Origin of the sequence: Glutamicibacter sp. NPDC090743 (genome assembly GCF_044769125.1) — a bacterium.
Lineage (GTDB): Bacteria > Actinomycetota > Actinomycetes > Actinomycetales > Micrococcaceae > Glutamicibacter.
Map to the genome: position 1 here is coordinate 268,052 of NZ_JBIVXE010000004.1, position 16,007 is coordinate 284,058.

The 16,007-nt window shown below is 56.2% G+C and carries 19 protein-coding genes and 1 pseudogene; 9 read left to right on the top strand and 11 right to left on the bottom strand.

The window, feature by feature from the left end:
* Positions 1–333 precede the first annotated feature (333 nt).
* Positions 334–1,062 (top strand): polyprenol monophosphomannose synthase, encoded by a 729-nt coding sequence (locus ACIQTS_RS10000; RefSeq protein ID WP_402473109.1) that lies wholly within the window; start codon positions 334–336, stop codon positions 1,060–1,062.
* A gap of 358 nt (positions 1,063–1,420) precedes the next feature.
* Here the strand turns inward: ACIQTS_RS10000 and ACIQTS_RS10005 are convergent, their stop codons facing one another.
* The 6 genes from ACIQTS_RS10005 to zapE form a co-directional block, all read right to left on the bottom strand.
* Positions 1,421–1,768: an RNA polymerase-binding protein RbpA gene (locus tag ACIQTS_RS10005; protein ID WP_105657848.1), complete on the bottom strand. Its 348-nt coding sequence runs from the start codon at positions 1,766–1,768 to the stop codon at positions 1,421–1,423.
* Positions 1,769–1,952: 184 nt separating this feature from the next.
* Positions 1,953–2,891 (bottom strand): SPFH domain-containing protein, encoded by a 939-nt coding sequence (locus ACIQTS_RS10010; RefSeq protein WP_105657849.1) that lies wholly within the window; start codon positions 2,889–2,891, stop codon positions 1,953–1,955.
* A gap of 55 nt (positions 2,892–2,946) precedes the next feature.
* A complete protein-coding gene (locus tag ACIQTS_RS10015; RefSeq protein WP_105657869.1) occupies positions 2,947–3,423 on the bottom strand; it encodes an NfeD family protein in 477 nt (158 codons plus the stop codon).
* Positions 3,424–3,527: 104 nt separating this feature from the next.
* A complete protein-coding gene (locus ACIQTS_RS10020) occupies positions 3,528–4,379 on the bottom strand; it encodes a putative RNA methyltransferase (protein ID WP_400289052.1) in 852 nt (283 codons plus the stop codon).
* Positions 4,379–5,020, bottom strand: coding sequence for a peptide deformylase (gene def / locus ACIQTS_RS10025; RefSeq protein ID WP_402473113.1), 642 nt, complete (start codon positions 5,018–5,020; stop codon positions 4,379–4,381). Before def ends, ACIQTS_RS10020 begins: the two co-directional genes overlap by 1 nt.
* Entirely contained in the window at positions 5,017–6,069 is a 1,053-nt protein-coding gene (gene zapE, locus ACIQTS_RS10030) for a cell division protein ZapE (RefSeq protein ID WP_402473116.1), read from the bottom strand. The genes def and zapE overlap by 4 nt, the downstream gene beginning before the upstream one ends.
* Positions 6,070–6,387: 318 nt before the next feature.
* On the opposite strand from zapE, the gene ACIQTS_RS10035 reads away from it, so the two are divergent.
* Both ACIQTS_RS10035 and ACIQTS_RS10040 read left to right on the top strand, forming a co-directional pair.
* The gene (locus tag ACIQTS_RS10035; RefSeq protein ID WP_105659237.1) at positions 6,388–6,750 is read left to right on the top strand and encodes a helix-turn-helix transcriptional regulator; all 363 of its coding nucleotides are present in this window, start codon (positions 6,388–6,390) and stop codon (positions 6,748–6,750) included.
* 259 nt (positions 6,751–7,009) lie between these two features.
* Positions 7,010–7,390: pseudogene (locus ACIQTS_RS10040) on the top strand (SRPBCC domain-containing protein); the annotation flags it as partial.
* 55 nt (positions 7,391–7,445) lie between these two features.
* Here ACIQTS_RS10040 and ACIQTS_RS10045 read toward each other — a convergent pair.
* A complete protein-coding gene (locus ACIQTS_RS10045; protein ID WP_332594752.1) occupies positions 7,446–8,033 on the bottom strand; it encodes an HAD family hydrolase in 588 nt (195 codons plus the stop codon).
* A gap of 227 nt (positions 8,034–8,260) precedes the next feature.
* Between ACIQTS_RS10045 and ACIQTS_RS10050 the strand changes: the two genes are divergently transcribed.
* Positions 8,261–8,722 carry a DUF3817 domain-containing protein gene (locus ACIQTS_RS10050; protein WP_402473118.1) on the top strand — a complete coding sequence of 154 codons (462 nt, stop codon included), beginning with the start codon at positions 8,261–8,263 and terminating at the stop codon, positions 8,720–8,722.
* A 149-nt stretch (positions 8,723–8,871) separates the two neighbouring features.
* On the opposite strand, the gene ACIQTS_RS10055 is transcribed toward ACIQTS_RS10050, so the two are convergent.
* Entirely contained in the window at positions 8,872–9,813 is a 942-nt protein-coding gene (locus tag ACIQTS_RS10055; RefSeq protein WP_402473121.1) for an arsenic resistance protein, read from the bottom strand.
* 175 nt (positions 9,814–9,988) lie between these two features.
* Between ACIQTS_RS10055 and ACIQTS_RS10060 the strand changes: the two genes are divergently transcribed.
* Entirely contained in the window at positions 9,989–10,363 is a 375-nt protein-coding gene (locus ACIQTS_RS10060) for a DUF3054 domain-containing protein (RefSeq protein ID WP_105658356.1), read from the top strand.
* On the opposite strand, the gene ACIQTS_RS10065 is transcribed toward ACIQTS_RS10060, so the two are convergent.
* Positions 10,352–10,894, bottom strand: coding sequence for a hypothetical protein (locus tag ACIQTS_RS10065; protein WP_402473123.1), 543 nt, complete (start codon positions 10,892–10,894; stop codon positions 10,352–10,354). The two genes, ACIQTS_RS10060 and ACIQTS_RS10065, sit on opposite strands and share 12 nt — an antisense overlap.
* The gene (locus tag ACIQTS_RS10070) at positions 10,895–11,353 is read right to left on the bottom strand and encodes a sigma factor-like helix-turn-helix DNA-binding protein (RefSeq protein WP_402473126.1); all 459 of its coding nucleotides are present in this window, start codon (positions 11,351–11,353) and stop codon (positions 10,895–10,897) included.
* A 302-nt stretch (positions 11,354–11,655) separates the two neighbouring features.
* Here ACIQTS_RS10070 and ACIQTS_RS10075 point away from each other — a divergent pair, with 302 nt between their 5' ends.
* Positions 11,656–11,937 carry an Lrp/AsnC family transcriptional regulator gene (locus ACIQTS_RS10075; RefSeq protein ID WP_105658354.1) on the top strand — a complete coding sequence of 94 codons (282 nt, stop codon included), beginning with the start codon at positions 11,656–11,658 and terminating at the stop codon, positions 11,935–11,937.
* 85 nt (positions 11,938–12,022) lie between these two features.
* Here the strand turns inward: ACIQTS_RS10075 and trpD are convergent, their stop codons facing one another.
* Positions 12,023–13,090, bottom strand: coding sequence for an anthranilate phosphoribosyltransferase (gene trpD / locus ACIQTS_RS10080; RefSeq protein WP_332594750.1), 1,068 nt, complete (start codon positions 13,088–13,090; stop codon positions 12,023–12,025).
* A gap of 286 nt (positions 13,091–13,376) precedes the next feature.
* Between trpD and ACIQTS_RS10085 the strand changes: the two genes are divergently transcribed.
* The 3 genes from ACIQTS_RS10085 to ACIQTS_RS10095 all read left to right on the top strand — a co-directional run bounded on the left by ACIQTS_RS10085 (position 13,377) and on the right by ACIQTS_RS10095 (position 16,007).
* Entirely contained in the window at positions 13,377–14,015 is a 639-nt protein-coding gene (locus ACIQTS_RS10085; RefSeq protein WP_105658353.1) for a heme-copper oxidase subunit III, read from the top strand.
* Positions 14,016–14,091: 76 nt separating this feature from the next.
* A complete protein-coding gene (locus ACIQTS_RS10090; RefSeq protein WP_105658352.1) occupies positions 14,092–14,886 on the top strand; it encodes a cytochrome c in 795 nt (264 codons plus the stop codon).
* A 71-nt stretch (positions 14,887–14,957) separates the two neighbouring features.
* Positions 14,958–16,007, top strand: coding sequence for a ubiquinol-cytochrome c reductase iron-sulfur subunit (locus ACIQTS_RS10095; protein ID WP_105658351.1), 1,050 nt, complete (start codon positions 14,958–14,960; stop codon positions 16,005–16,007).

Below are 16,007 nucleotides of genomic sequence, written 5' to 3' on the forward strand. Positions count from 1 at the left end.
CATTTGATGGTTGACAGCCTAGGTGGGGTACCCACTAGGCTGGTCTAAGCGCCTCTTCGAGATGCACATGCATTGCGTTGGAAACTACGCAATTTAAACAACGATCCTCAGTGACCTTAGATAACATTCTCTGTGCCTTTCGGCGTGGAGAATAGGGCCGAAGTCACTGAGGATCGTTCGTTAATGCGGTGTCTCCAGCGCGCTGATTGGCAAATGATGACTATACTTTGAGTTTGGATTAACTCTTTTCTACCCGGTGTCCTGCATAAGCCATGCAGTCGACGCCGAGCAGGGAAGAGGCTTTGTGTTGTATACCCAGAAAGGTGCCGCCGCGTGCGCGTCATTACAATCATTCCGACTTACAACGAACTGGAGTCGCTCCCGCTGACCGTAGGACGCTTGCGTACCGCAGTTCCTGACTCGGATGTATTGATCGTTGATGATAACTCGCCTGACGGCACCGGAGAACTTGCAGACAAGATGGCTGCTGAGGACTCGAATATCCACGTATTGCACCGTACCGGCAAGGATGGCCTGGGAGCCGCCTACATTGCAGGTTTCGAATGGGCGTTGGCTCGCGACTACGACGTACTGGTAGAGATGGATGCCGATGGCTCGCATATGCCAGAGCAGCTTCCACGCCTTTTGGAAGCCAGTGCCGCGGGCGCAGATCTCGTAATCGGTTCGCGTTGGGTCAAGGGCGGCGAAGTCGTGAACTGGCCAATGCTGCGCAAGATCATCTCGCGCGGCGGCAGCTTTTACTCGCGCACCATGCTGGGCTTACCTCTGCGCGACATCACCGCAGGCTACCGCGCCTTCAAGCGCGAAACCCTGGAAGCAGTCGATTTTGACGCCGTTGAGTCGCGCGGCTACGGCTTCCAGGTGGACATGACCTTCCGCGTGGCCATGCTGCGCAAGACGATCGTTGAAGTTCCCGTGACCTTCGTAGAGCGCGAACTGGGCGCGTCGAAGATGAGCGGCAACATTGTGTTCGAAGCAATGTGGAATGTCACCCGCTGGGGCTTGGGCGCCCGGTGGAAGAAGCTGACTTCCAAGAAGTAATACCCGTGGTTAAGCGAACTGGCGTGCAACGATGGATCGTTGCACGCCAGTTCGTTTAACCAGGAATCATCATCAGGTCTCGGGCAGGCAGTGAAATACAAACCAGCCCACCGCCCCAAAGGCGGACTGTGCAGGATGAAGATAGCTTCTACGAAGCTGCTTAGGCCGGCGGCGCTGGCCGCGCAATTTCATGCAGGCTCTTTGACGCAGTTGAAAATACTGGGCGTGGTCTTTGAGCCCCATAGCAGACAGGCAAAAGAGTGAGGGCTGGGTTTGATAACCATCGGTCATCAAACCCAGCCCTCAACCAAGCCCCTACGGCCATGCTAAGGCAGCATGGAACCGTGCGTGGGGGAGATTAGGCAGTTTCCCCGCGAGCAGCGCGCAGCTGCTGGAGGCGGTCTGCCAGAGTCTTTTCCAGTTCTTCTTCGGAACGGCGCTCAAGAAGCATGTCCCAGTGGGTACGGACAGGCTTTTCATTGCCCGGTTCTTCGGCCTTGGCTTCGCCGTGGACGAGCTTGGCTTCCTTACCGGTCTTGGTGTGCCAGGTTGCTGGAATTTCAGCTTCGGCAGCAAAGACGACGAAGACGGTCTCGCCCTCTTCGGTACGGTATTCCACACGCTGACGGGCAGCCGGCTCCACACCTGCCTCAGATTCCATGCTCTGTGCACCCAGGCGCATGCCTCGTAGGCTGCGATCGCTCATGTTTTCCCTCCGCGATGATTGAAGAATTCGCTACACGTACCAACGTTTGGCACTCGGAAATAATTCCCTCCGACTAGAGGTGAAGATAATTCTTGGTGCCAAAACATCCATTATACGCGTCTGCGGCGAGGTGCATTGTATGCACCTCGCCGCAGACGGCTAATCGGTTCTAAACCAGCTGTTGCTACAGGTTGCTACCTGGGGCCGATGGCGATTCCGGAGTGGCAGGCTTGCTGCCCGATCCGTTGCCGCCCAGCGCTCCGCCGATGCCCTTGAGTGCTTCGGTCAGTTCGCTTGGAATCACCCACAGGGTATTCGAAGTGCCTTCGGCAAGCTTCGGCAGAGTCTGCAGGTACTGGTAGGCGAGCAACTCATGGTCCGGCTTGCCGGCGTGAATTGCATCGAAGACCTTCTGGATGGCCTGGGACTCGCCGTCAGCGCGCAAGATTGCGGCCTGTGCATCGCCCTCGGCTTCGAGGATGGAAGCCTGGCGTGCGCCTTCGGCAGTAAGGATGGAGGACTGCTTGGTGCCCTCAGCGGTCAGGATGGCAGCACGGCGGTCACGCTCGGCGCGCATCTGCTTCTCCATCGAGTCCTGGATGGACAGCGGTGGATCGATAGCCTTCAGCTCGACACGGGAAACACGGATGCCCCACTTGCCGGTTGCCTCGTCAAGGACACCACGCAGCTGGCCGTTGATCTGGTCGCGGCTAGTCAGGGCCTCTTCCAGATTCAGGCCACCGACGACATTACGAAGCGTAGTGGTGGTCAGCTGTTCTACGGCCTGGATGTAGTTAGCGATTTCATACGTCGCGGCACGCGGCTCGGTGATCTGGAAGTAGACCACGGTATCAATCGAAACTACCAAGTTGTCCTCGGTAATAACTGGCTGCGGCGGGAAGGAAACAACTTGTTCACGCAGGTCCAGCAGCGGCAGCAAGCGATCCACAAAGGGGATCAGGATTGTCAGACCGGGATTTAGGGTTCGGTTGTACTTGCCGAGGCGCTCAACGATGCCAGCACGTGCCTGCGGCACGATGCGCACGCTGCGCAGCAGGACGACAATCACGAAGATTGCCAGAACGACAAGCACAATAGTCAAGCCAAAACCATCTGAATTCATGGTTCGTACTCTCTTTCCTTGTGCAGTAGTGATGAATTTGGGGGCGTCAGGCTAGCTAGCCGTTTGCAGGGTCAGGGGACTTCGCGGTGAGGTATGCAGTTGCCCCGTCGATACGTGAAACCACGGCATAGGTGCCGGGATTCATGGTCGGAACGCTGGATTCAGCACGGGCGGTCCAGATCTCTCCACGGATCTTGGCCGAACCCGACATGCGCGAGGTCGGCTCGAGAATAAGTGCATCCGCACCGATTAATCGCTCGATATTGGTGCGGAAGCCCTCGGGTGATTTCCGTAAATGTTTGACGGCAATAGGTCGAACCAGGAAGATCATCAACAATGAAATGACGCAGAATACAAGGACCTGCAACCACATGGGTCCACTGAGCAGTGCGACCGCTACACCACCAAGGGCACCTACGCCGAGCATGATGAAGTAGAGATCAAGAGAAAGCATCTCGATGATCGCCAGCAGCAAGAACAGTGCCAGCCAGATCACCCAAGCGTTGCTGATGATCCATTCGGCTGTTGTCATGGCATTCACCTAAATTCTGTTAGGACATTGACCAGTCGTAACTGGTCTTTCCTACATTCTGCCGTAGAAGGCAGATAAAAGGTGTAGTCATTTTGGGGTATCTTCTAGCCCTGCGTGACGAATGCGTGTACTCCAAAGGAAGCTGTTACAGGCTGGGAACCCAACGCCAGCGTCTGCTGATGAAGAATTTCAGGGGAGAGGTGGTGCCCGGACGGACCCATGAATGCAAGGTTATAGAGATCGTCCGCATTCAGGTTCATCCGATATGTCAGATTCTTGGATCCGCGATGATTAAGGCCTTCAGCCGCAAATTTTTCCACCAAGGCGGCTTGCTTGCCCTGTCCTACGGTGAGCATGCCCAGCGGGTCGACGACTTCGTTGAGATGATCTGGTTCGCCGGTCACGACAATGCATAATCCACCAGTACGCAGTACACGTTGGAACTCTGCCGGGTTATGCGGTGCGAAGCAGTTGATCACCACATCGCGTGATCGGTCGGCAGTAGGCAATTTGCGCCAGACATCCCAGACCACAGCGAGCGTGCTTGGAACCTTCGCGGCACGACGCATGGCAAAGCGGGAGATGTCCAGAGCCAAAGCATCAAGTTCAGCAGCAGGAGAGTTCTCTAGAATCTTCCCCAGGTAGTAGCCGGTACCTGCGCCCGCATCCAGCACGTCAAGCGAATGTCCGTCGTGATGATCATTGATCAGCTCGGACAGCGCGCGCGCCAGAGGCTCATAATGTCCCTTCGACTGGAAAGCATCGCGGGCTTGGACCATGGCCGAGGTGTCTTCGAGGAAGTTCGTTCCTTTGCCAGTAAGGAAGTTGAAGTAACCCTGTTTGGCGGCGTCGAAACGATGCCCGGTTTCGCAACTCAGGGTTCTATCCCGAGTTTCCTCGAAGCCAAGGGGTTGCTCGCAGACCGGGCAAGTAACGTTCGTGGTGCCGGAGAACATTAGAATTTCAGAACCTCTTGTGCAGTTGCAACGTCCATGCTTTCATGGCGCCACAGTTCGGATTCGTTAATCAAGGAGCGGGTAAGTGCTTTGTCGATATAGACAGTGCCCGACAGATGATCAGTTTCGTGCTGGACAATGCGGGCCTGCCAACCGGAGAAGCTTCGAGTTATTTCCTGACCGTCCCGGTCTTTATAAGTGGCGGTGATATCGGCGGGCCGGCTCACTACGCCTTGGAATCCTTCGAAAGACAGGCAACCTTCGTAGAAGACTGCCGCGCGCTCTGTTGATGCCGTATATACGGGGTTGAAAATCTCGAAGTACTCCAGCGGCTCACGCTCTCTGTGCGAGGCAGCTTCCTCCGGAATGGGATAGAGATCTTCGAGCACGGCAATCTGCAGGGGGATACCCACCTGCGGAGCGGCGAGTCCTACACCCGGGGCGTCGTACATGGTCTGGCGCATTGCTTCAAGGAGTTCTTCGAGCAGTTCCTGTGGAAGCTGCTGCTCGTAGGCCACCGCCTGCTGGCGGAGAACGGGATGTCCCAGTTGGACAATAGGCAGTATGAGGTTCTCATCTGCAGTCTCCAGGACTTCTCGAACGATATTCTCGATGTCCTGTGCGGTGTACTCGGTGTTCATCGGCAAGCGCTAGTCCGTTCGTATTCGTTGAGCTGAAGTTGAGCCAGGCGCGAGGTGAGTCGGGCCTTTTCAGTGTCATGCAGCATGTGTCCAAGATTGCCCAGATTGTCTGCGGCGTACAGATGAACTTCCACGTTCTTGTCGTAGAAGATATCGATAAGATTCGCCAATCGGCGTTCCTCATCCATTGGCATGGTGGCACTAGCTGGGATGCAGGTTATATGCCAGCGCGAATACCGGCTTGCCAAATCCAGATAGTCGGCAGTGTTGCGGCGGGTTCGGCAGATCTGATCGAAGCTGATCCAGATCTCATCCGCATTCACGTGGACTGGCCCGATTTCGTCGTAGCCGATCTGGATCATCGTATCGTGGACCGGCAGTTCTCCTGGTGCTTCGAAGAGATTTAGCGTGCCTCTCCGATACCCGTCCAAGACCTGCTCGGGATCGGCGGCGAGCTGTCGGTAGTCCACCGAATGATCCAGCGAGAATACAGTGAAGTCCCGTTGGATCCGTTCAATAATTGGCTGAACCAGGTGATGGAAAGTGTCATCGTCAAGCAGCTTCTCCGGCCCGTAGTTCGACGTAGTGACCAGCTGGATCTCGTGTTCCGTGCAATGCCGAATGAGCTTGGCCATGAACATTGCGTCGCCAGGTTCGGTGCAATGGAACTCATCGAAGACCAGCAACCGCAGTCCAGCTAGCTCGCGCTCAAGCCCTTGCGAGAAAATCGCGCCCAGCGGCTGGCCCGGGACACGGTTGACCGGGGAATTTACGCGCTGGAAGAACTCGTGGAAATGGAAGCGCGCTGTCGTGGTTTCAGGCAGCACCGAGACCAAGGTATTGATGATGAGGGTTTTGCCTCGACCAGGAGGGCCATAAATGTAGACGCCAGGGTGCTTTGCCGTCATCGTCGTACGCAAAGTACGTCCTAGAAGGTCGATCAGATCACTCTGAACCGGGTCAACTTCGATACCTTGCAGCTTGAGAGCTTCGCGGATCTGAAGAGCGTACTTATTCCCGTGGGGAATGCGTAGCAACGGATTAGCCATATCTAAATTTTGCCACTGAGCGCAGACGCGGCCAATCTTCTGTGATGCAATCGCCACCATTCCAGCTTGCAGGGATGCCTTGCGGTGCCGAGGCGACGTTAAAGTGCCTAGTCAAGAAGCCTTCGATTTATTTCGAAACGGATGATTTAAATAGGGGAGTGCTCCCAAAGATGGCTACGAGCCTGTTTAGTCTTGTGAATTTTGAGCATACCTATCGCTTTATCTTGATCCGTGGCCATAATGGACACACCCATAGAGCTGGGTTGAAGCAGTTGAATCGGACCAGGGCGGGCGAAATGCGGAGAGGGAGCGCGTGAGATGACCAGCGAATTCATTGTCCCAACGGCTGAAGACGAGATCGTCTCCAGCGATCTTTTGGACATGTCGGCAACGGTACTCAAAACCTTGTCGGATCCGGCAAGGCTCCAGATGCTCTGGGCGCTGTCCATGGACGATCTTTCCCTGTCCGATTTGGCTCAGTTGATCGGCGTTAGTCCAACGGTTGCCGGCCAATTGCTATCCAAGCTGCGAGCAGCTGGTGTATTGCAAACGAGGAAGTCCGGCCGCCATGTCATCTACTCGATGCATGATGAGCGATCGCGCGAGTTCATTCGGCAGACCCTGGACTTCGCGAGGCACCGGCTGGATTTGCAGGATCAGCGTCAACAAGCTGAGCAGTAAGCGGCCTTCGAAATCCGTGGCGTAAATGGACGAATATGGCTACTTCCAACGACATTGCGAATAAGCCGATAATCTACATTATGTAAAGTATTGGAAATCCACGACTCCCCACGCAGGGTCTCACTGCAGCCATTTGTGCTGGCTGCCCCGTATATCGAAGCAGGCTCTTTTCATGCCCATCATTCGAAAGTTCGCGGACGCTTCGGCGGGATCTGTGGATCTCAGGTGGTCCTTCGGCGTATAGACCGACAGGCTTTGGCCCGCAATGATTGATCGTCAGGCATTGCCACTCTGGCTGGGAACTCACGTCGCTGGAAGCCTTGACGTGGGTTCTACTGTGCAGATCGAGCATGCGGAAAACTACATCTGCGAAAGCCGGATTGAACAGGTCGAGCCAGCATCCGCCCTCGTGATGTCCTGGAAGTTTCCGGAAGAATCTGTGTCGGAGGTTAGTTTGACTCTGCAGTCGAGCCTCTTCGGAGCTGAACTTGCGCTGAGCCACTCCAAACTCAGCGTTGGCGTCTCGAATTACCTGGCGGGATGGGAAACGCATCTCATGTATCTGGAGGCCGTCCTGCTTGGGGCTCCGCGCTCGATGGACCAATTCTGGGACGTTTATCAGGAGGTATTCGAGAACTAGGGCGCTTTCCTCTTGCCACTCCCCTTGATGTTATTCCAAACGATGATCGATCCGGCTAGAGTACACCGCGCCCGGTCAATGCCGACCTCAAATCCGCAGCGGAAGTAAAGTGATGTGTGTGGATCCCGAGATCGGTCGCCCCGACAAGTTTCCCGGCGGAATCGTCGGTAAAGAGGATCTGGTTTGCACACAGGTGCAGAGCATTGATTACGTGCAGAAATGCTCGTCGGTCTGGCTTCGGATAACCGATTTTTGCTGAATTGAATACTCGGGCGACGTGGGTGGCGATTCCTTGCCGCTTAAGTTCGATGTCAATGGTGTCGCTGCCGTTCGTGAGAATGGCGGTGGTGATACCTGCACGTTGTAGATCGTCGAGTAGCTGCAGCACATCGCGATCTACAACGGGCTCTATGAGACCCCATGCGTTGGCGGCTTCCGTGGATCCAACGCTCTTCCCAATCTCCTTGATCCATGTCAAACGAGATATTTTACCTGTAGTGAGTCGTTCCAGGCGAGCAGGGTCGAAAGCCGCCGCGTTCAAAGTGCCTGATGGCAACCCATATTCCATTTCAACGTCAGCAGTGGCGGCCTCGGGAAAATTGCGGATCACTCCGTCCAAATCGAAAACTACTGCGTGGATCATGGGTGCCATCCTGCCAGATTCAGGCGCATTGGGGCATCTGGGTCCAAGTGCATCCGGTGCTTTTCCTGCAGCAAGGGCCTGCCTAGAAATCAAGTAGGTGCTGCGTCAACCGGGAACTCCATGCTCCAGGGCAGGATGTCGGCGGTATCCCTGGAGCCAGATAGGCTAGTACTTGACCGAGTTCCCGGACTACTCCCCTATCTACCTTCAAGGACAGAAAACACCCTATGTCTCCAAGCGCCCTGTACCGTCTAGTTGCCCGCGCTGAAGCTGTCACATGGACGATGCTGATCATTGCATTGATTTTGAAGTACGTCGTCAAGGTTGGTGATTGGCCTGTTTCCATTGCCGGCTTCATCCACGGCTTTGTCTTCCTGACTTATGCAACGATGGCTGTGCTCATTGGCATGAATCAGCGCTGGAGGAAGTCGCTGATCATTGGAGCTGCCGCGACCGCCGTCGTCCCATATCTGACCATTCCTTACGACAAGTGGCTGGAACGCAAGGGAAAGCTGGATGGTACCTGGCGTACCGAGGCAACCGATCATCCAGATGATCGCAAGTGGACCGACGCGACGATGCGTTGGCTTGTTGCCCGCCCGGCGCTGACCACGGTCCTGCTATTCGTCGTTATTGCCGGTATCTTCTCGACCATGCTTTTCATTGGCCCTCCAGGTGGCGAGCACTAATCATGGATTCTATGAGGAGCAGGCTGCTTTCGCCTGGGCATCACTGAATGCCCTGACTCCTCAATCCAATTTGCCTGGCCCGGTCACTTCCATGTGTTCTTGGCCAGGCAAATTCTGTTTAATCCGGACATAGCAGGGTAAGGCTCGAACTACTTGGTGGTGCGTTGCTTCGGTGCGTAGTGAACCATCAGCAACATTCCAATTAGCTCTACCAAGGTCTGGCTAACGACCACGGCAGAGGCTAATTCCAGCTCCGCGGGCAAAGCCAGGGCCAGGGGAAGCACCACCAGAGAATTGCGTGTGACGCCACTGAAAGTAACTGCCCGCCGCGAGGCGGTGGGCAGCTTGAAGAGTTTCCCCGCGGAGTATCCAAGGACATTCATGATGCAGATAAACAGAGCGAAAACCATAATGGCCAGCCCTAATTGACCCAGGCTTGCTCTCACCGTGAAGATCTGCGAGCCCACCACGCTAAATAGCGTTCCCATCATCAACGGAACCATTAGATAGTCGGCCCAATCCCCGATGGGCTCTGCCCAGGTAAATCGTTTGGCGAGTGCCTGGGTGAGTGCTGCTGCCAGCAGTGGGAGCACGATCAGTCCCAGCAGTGCCCCCAGGAAAGGAGCTGGCACGATCACGTCGATCGCCGAGGGTCCAGCAAATATATAGAGGTATGCCGGCACGAGCAGCATCTGCAAGATCAACAAGAGCGGTGTGGCCGCCAGCAACCGTTGGCTGTCTCCCCCGGCTAAGCCGGTAAAGACGATAACGTAGTCGATGCAGGGCGCTAGCAAGACCAGCAGCACGCCGAAGAGCAGTGCCTGGTCCCCCGCCACTATTCGCGATAGCCCGAAGGCCACGAGCGGCACCACGGCAAAGTTGACCGCGCACAGTGCACCCATGAAGCGAGTGTCCCGGAAGGCCTCCGGAAAACGGGTCAGCGGCATGCCCAGGAAAGTAGCGTGGAGCAGCAACCCAAGGAACGGGTTAACCGAGTTCTCGAGACCCTTGCTTGCGGCAGGCAAGGCCAGGCCGAGAACGCAACCGGCAGTGATCGCGGATAAATAGAGGGCGATCTGGTGCGTTTGCATCCATGCATTGCCAGGCCAGATCTTCATAGGACTAATGCTAGAACAATAGCTGCGGCCACCATGGCCGTGAGCTCATTCGGGCGAGCCTCGACGGCGACCTTCTGTGTCTGAACCGACAACGATCCAGCCAACGCCGAATTACTCACGGACACCGGGGTAAACCTATGATGAGTACATGAAGGATTCTATTCGTAAGTGGCCGCTGTGGATGGCTGTCGACGTTGTTCTCATTGTTCTATTCGCCCTGCTCGGTCGACGTGAACACGAGCATGCCTTGAGCATTGGCGGCATCCTGATGACCGCCCTGCCGTTCTTGGTTGCCTACGTCGTCGTGACCTTGCTGTCCAAGCCTTGGACCACGATCAACAAGCTCTTCCCTGTTGGCGTACTGGTCTGGGTGGTGACCGTAGCAGCGGGCCTTGCGCTTCGCGTTGGCATGGATTCCACTGCGGCACTCCCCTTCATCATCGTCGCGACACTGGTTCTGGGCGCATTCTTGATGGGGCGTCGGCTGGTTACCTCAATGGTGGCTAAGCGGCTAGGTAAATAGCAGGCCGAGCCCGTAGGAACCGGCAGCGACGAGACCGCTGGCGAAAGTCCCCAGAATAAACTGTTCGGCGGCGCGATGGTTTTTCAGTTCAGAGAACCGGCCAAGACCCTTGACCGCCAAGACGACGGCAATGCCTTCTGGCCAACCGGCCCAGAGGCTTCCAACGATGGCCGTGCGCTCCAGGAGTCCGATCCACAGCCCGCCTCGAAGCGGTGAAGGGTCGGACTCCTCCTTTTGGAGCTCGACATCATTCTTCGCAGCAAGCCGGAAAACAAGTTCCGTAAACGGACCGCCGAAACTAATGGCAAAGATGGAACTCAGGACGATCGCGTACACCGGCGAAAGCCCGTTCTGCTCCAACGAAGTTTGAGAAGCAACTGCCAGCAGGGCCGAGAGAATGGCGAACAGGGCAGAGACCACAACTAGCCAGTCGCGGACACGAGCTCGTTTGCCCATGGCATAGCCAAGGTAGGCAGCTATGCAAGAGACAAACGCCGCCAGGCTCAGACTCCCCCAAGCGATCCAAAGCATTTACTGCTCCTTTAGCATCTTCAGCTGTCGGTTCAGCGATTTGGCAGCTTCATCCATCATTCGGTTCGCCTCAAACCATAGCGCGGCCGACAGACGAGAAGAGACAGCCTGCTGGGTGATTCCTAATTCTTTGGCAATCTGCTGCTGGGTCAGGCCTTCGTCGGCCAGAGTGCCCGCTTCCCATGCCGTGGCCCGTCGCTTTGAAACTATGCAGGCAGTCAGCTGGAGCTCGGCTTCCAGACGGGTGGCTTCATGCGACGGTCCATGAACAGCTAGATGCGCATTGGTGTTCTTTGCCCGCTCAACTGCGACACGAGCATATTCAAAGGCAGGTCCCCTGCCGGCACGGGTTTCTTCGGGCAGTGGCGTTTCGACTTGCCCAAAGCCAATGCCGACACTCCAGTCCCCTGAAGCTGCCATCATCACTGCCAAGCGAATAGCTTCGTTGGCGTTATCCAAGGCAGCTTGAACTTCATCGCCAGCGGTTCGCTGGAAGGGGCGAACCACTGGAACGGTAGCATTAGCTTGCTTGACTAGAGCCTCCACCTTATCTTCGGTGGAACGTGAACGCCGCTGGTCAATGGTCAACACAATCATGGAACAATTGTAAAACTTTGTATCTGAATCTACAAATTAAAATCATTGTACTATGCGAAGCGGGGCGATGCGCCCATGCCTCTCATTCGCTGCTTTTCGACTAGAGTTGATTCCAGATCAGCCGCCTCCTGGCAGGCGATAAGTTAGAACCGAAAGGCACAGTGATGGTCACCGCATTCGTCATGATCCAGACTGCAACGGACAGTATCCCTGAATGCGCTAAGCAGATCTCCGCAATCTCGGGCATCAGCGAAGTCTATTCCGTAGCAGGCGACTGGGACTTGATTGCAATTGCACGAGTCAACAAGCACGAGGACCTCGCCGAAGTCATTGCCAATAAGCTTTCCAAGATTCCAGGCATCCGCGGCACCCAGACCCACATTGCATTCCGCGCATATTCGGAACATGATCTTGAAGCAGCCTTTTCCCTTGGCCTAGGCGACTAAGGACTTTTCAAGAACAAAGCCGGCCTTCGGTTCAGCGATTGTAAAATCGCGAACCAAAGACCGGCTTCGTTGGCATCTGACGGTGCTACGCGCCTACGATCGCCTGGGTCGTTGAGGACCAGGCTTCCAAGGTCGCCTTCGCCGCACCGGAATCGATGGAATGCGCCGCTTTCCCAATCGCCGCCCGCATGCGATCTTCGAAACTGCCTTCAGCGGTATCGCTGTAAGCCACCATTCCGGCAGCCGCGTTCAGGAGGACCGCATCTCGAACGGGTCCGGGAGTCCCGGAGATGACATCTCGTACAACCCCTGCGTTATGTAGTGCATCTCCACCGCGCAGATCATTAAGCGTCGCACGGGCAAATCCCACGTCCTGGGCATCGAACGTGAACTCGGTGACCGTGCCGTTGCGCACTTCCCAGACGCGGTTAGCTGCAGTGGTGGTTAGTTCATCCAGTCCGTCATCCCCGCGGAAGACCAGGCCACGCACGCCACGGCTTGCAAGAACGCCCGCCATGATTGGTGCCATGACCATGTCGGAGCAGCCGATGGCGGATGCGCTGGGCAATGCGGGATTGGTCAAGGGGCCCATGAAGTTGAAAGCGGTTGGTATGCGCAATTGACGGCGTGCTCCGGCAACGTGGCGCATCGAGGGATGGAAGACGTTGGCGAAGCAGAACGCAATCCCAACCTTGTCGTACACCTCTACAAGGCGCTCGATTGGTACCTCCAGGCGGACGCCCAATGCTTCAAGCACGTCGGCGGAACCCGAGGACGAAGAGGATGCGCGGTTGCCGTGTTTAACTATGCTCACGCCGGCGCCAGCGCACACCAGTGTGGCCATCGTTGAGATGTTGACGGTGTTCTGGCGATCGCCACCGGTCCCAACAATGTCCAAAGTTTGTGCATCGATGGTCAAGGGGCGCGCATTGGCGACCATGGAGTCCACTAAGCCGGTCAATTCGGCCACGGTTTCACCCTTGGATCGCAGTGCAACCAGGAACCCGGCAATCTGAACGTCGCTCGCCTCGCCGGACATGATCTCATTCATTGCCCAAGCGGCCTGTTCGCGGCTGAGATCGCCACCGTTGATCAGGGTGGCCAATAGATCTGGCCACGTCGGGAACTTTTCGTTTACAAGGCTCGTTGACACATGGGAAAGCCTATCCAGACACCGGGGCGCTACCCAATTCATGTCGTTAGATGATGTGGCTCAGGTCGCTAAAAATGCCTAGTTTCTGGGGTTAAATACGAAACACTTTCGTTGCATAAATGATTGTTTCGTGAGACTCGCCGGATGAAGCTCTACGAATTGTAGAAAGAGTTTTCTCTGTACTTCCGCATGTTTCCGCGGATGTTGCCAAGATGTGGCGCAACAAACCTCTGCCAACCCGCTTTTGCATTGGTATCTGAGGGGCATTTAGAGACATAATGTCAGTGTGACAACTGCGACTCATGCCCCAAATACGACGGCGCCACATGCGCCGAACCGCCCAAACATGGTGTCGGTGGGAACGATGGTGTGGCTCTCCAGCGAGCTCATGTTCTTCGCCGCCCTCTTCGCCATGTACTTCAGCCTCCGGGCTGCCGCGCCCGAACTATGGGCGACTGAAACTGCCAAGCTCAACGTACCGTTCGCGCTGGTTAACACCATCATCCTGGTGTCCAGCTCGTTCTCGTGCCAGCTAGGCGTGTTCCGTGCCGAAGAATTCAAGCCTCGCCGTTCCGGTGGGCTTTTCAACTTCAAGGAATGGGGAATGATTGAATGGTTCATTCTTACCTTCATCCTTGGCGCGATCTTCGTTTCGGTTCAGGCCTACGAATACGCTGTCCTCGTTAGCGAGGGCGTGGCATTCGACTCGAACTCCTACGCTTCGGCCTTCTACATTACGACCGGCTTCCACGGCATTCACGTCGCTGGTGGTCTGATTGCATTCTTGCTGATCATTGGTCGTGCGATGCTGGCTAAGAAGTTTGGTCACTTCGAAGCAACCGGCTCCATCGTCGTGTCCTACTACTGGCACTTCGTTGACGTTGTTTGGATCGCCCTGTTCGCGATCATCTACTTCTTGAAGTAGCAACTTAAATTCATTAGTTGCCTCAACAAGAAGTACGGCAACACCACACCAAAGAAACTAAGTGAGGAACCAGCAAGTGAAGGCTCTTTCGAAAAAGCGCCGCCACCCGCTCGCCGCTGTGGCCCTGCTTCTGTTCGGATTGCTGATTACCGGCAGTCTTTACACTGCAGCCGGTAACATCAGCGAAGCGAAGGCAGCTGAGACCACTTCTGCATCGCAGGCCGATGTAGAAGAAGGTCAGAAGCTTTTCGTCGCCAACTGCGCTACTTGCCACGGCATGAATGCCGAAGGCTCTGACTCCGGTCCATCGCTGATCGGCGTTGGCGCGGCTTCTGTTGACTTCCAGGTCGGCACCGGCCGTATGCCGATGCAGATGCAGGGCCCGCAGGCCCAGGTCAAGCCAGTACAGTTCGACGACGAGCAGATCTCCCAGCTGGCAGCGTATGTTGCAAGCCTGGGTGCAGGCCCAGCGATCCCTGATGAGGAATACTTGGATACCACCCAGGGCGACGCCGCCCACGGTGGCACCGTCTTCCGTGTGAACTGCGCAATGTGCCACAACGCGGCTGCTGCCGGTGGCGCGTTGACCCGCGGCAAGTTCGCACCAACCCTGACCGGTGTATCCGAGAAGCACATCTACGAAGCGATGGCTACCGGCCCACAGAACATGCCAGTGTTCAACGACTCGAACATCACCCCAGAAGAGAAGCGTGACGTTATCACCTTCCTGAAGACCATTGAAGCAAATGGTTCCGCTGGCGGTGCAGCCCTGGGCTCCCTGGGTCCAGTTGCTGAAGGCCTGTTCACCTGGACCGCAGGTCTTGGTATCATCATTGCCTTCACCATTTGGTTGACCTCGCGTCCTTCCTAAGGCAAACCCGCGGCCTCGGCCGTAACCATCACTACGTACATAAATTCCTAACAGAAGGATGAGAGAGAAACATGGGCGACCATAGTCACGGCAGTCCCGAAAACTCGGGCACCGTTGCTAAGGCTGACGATGTAGCTCAGGATCGATTCCCAGATCCGGGCTTACCACCCCATCGTCCGCGTCTCGCAGACCGCGATCCGCGCGCAGCCAAGCGACATGAGCGTCAAGTAGCGCTCCTATTTACCATCTCCATCATCGGCACGCTCTTCTTCTTCGTGGCCTACTTCGTCCTGGGCCACCTGGGCGAGATGACCTTCGCTGAACTGCGTGTGCAGAACGCTGCACTGGGACTGGGCACCGCTTTCGCGATGCTCGGTATCGGTGTGGGTATTGTTCACTGGGCCAAGACCCTGATGCCGGATCACGAGCTCATGGAAATGCGCCACGAGATCCGCTCGGAAGAAGATCGCCAGGATGCCGTCGAAATCATCGATACCGTGCTCGAAGAGTCCGGCATCAAGCGTCGTCCGCTGATCCGCAATACCCTGATCGGTGCCATCGCCTTGGCGCCAATCCCAGCAATCTTCATGTTCCGCGATCTGGATCGCACCGGTAACACCGCGAACGAGATGATCGATTCCCTGCGCCACACCATGTGGGACAAGGGCATCCGTCTGACCCGCGACCCATCCGGTACCCCGATCAAGGCTTCGGATGTGCAGATCGGTTCCGCATTCCACGTGATCCCAGAAGGCCTCAACGAGACCGAGCACCCGCTGAACGAAAAGGCCAAGGCCGTCGTTCTGCTGATGCGCATGGATCCAGCAGAAATGCAGATCTCCGAGGGACGCGAAACCTGGAACGTCGACGGCATCGTCGCATACTCCAAGATTTGCACCCACGTGGGTTGCCCGATTGCTCTGTACGAGCAGCACACCCACCACTTGCTGTGCCCTTGCCACCAGTCGACCTTCGACCTGACGCAGGAATGCAAGGTCATCTTCGGCCCAGCTGGCCACGCACTGCCACAGCTGCCAATTACCGTGGACTCCGAGGGCTACCTGGTAGCTCAGAGTGACTTCCACGAACCAGTTGGCCCGTCCTACTGGGAGCGTGGTTAA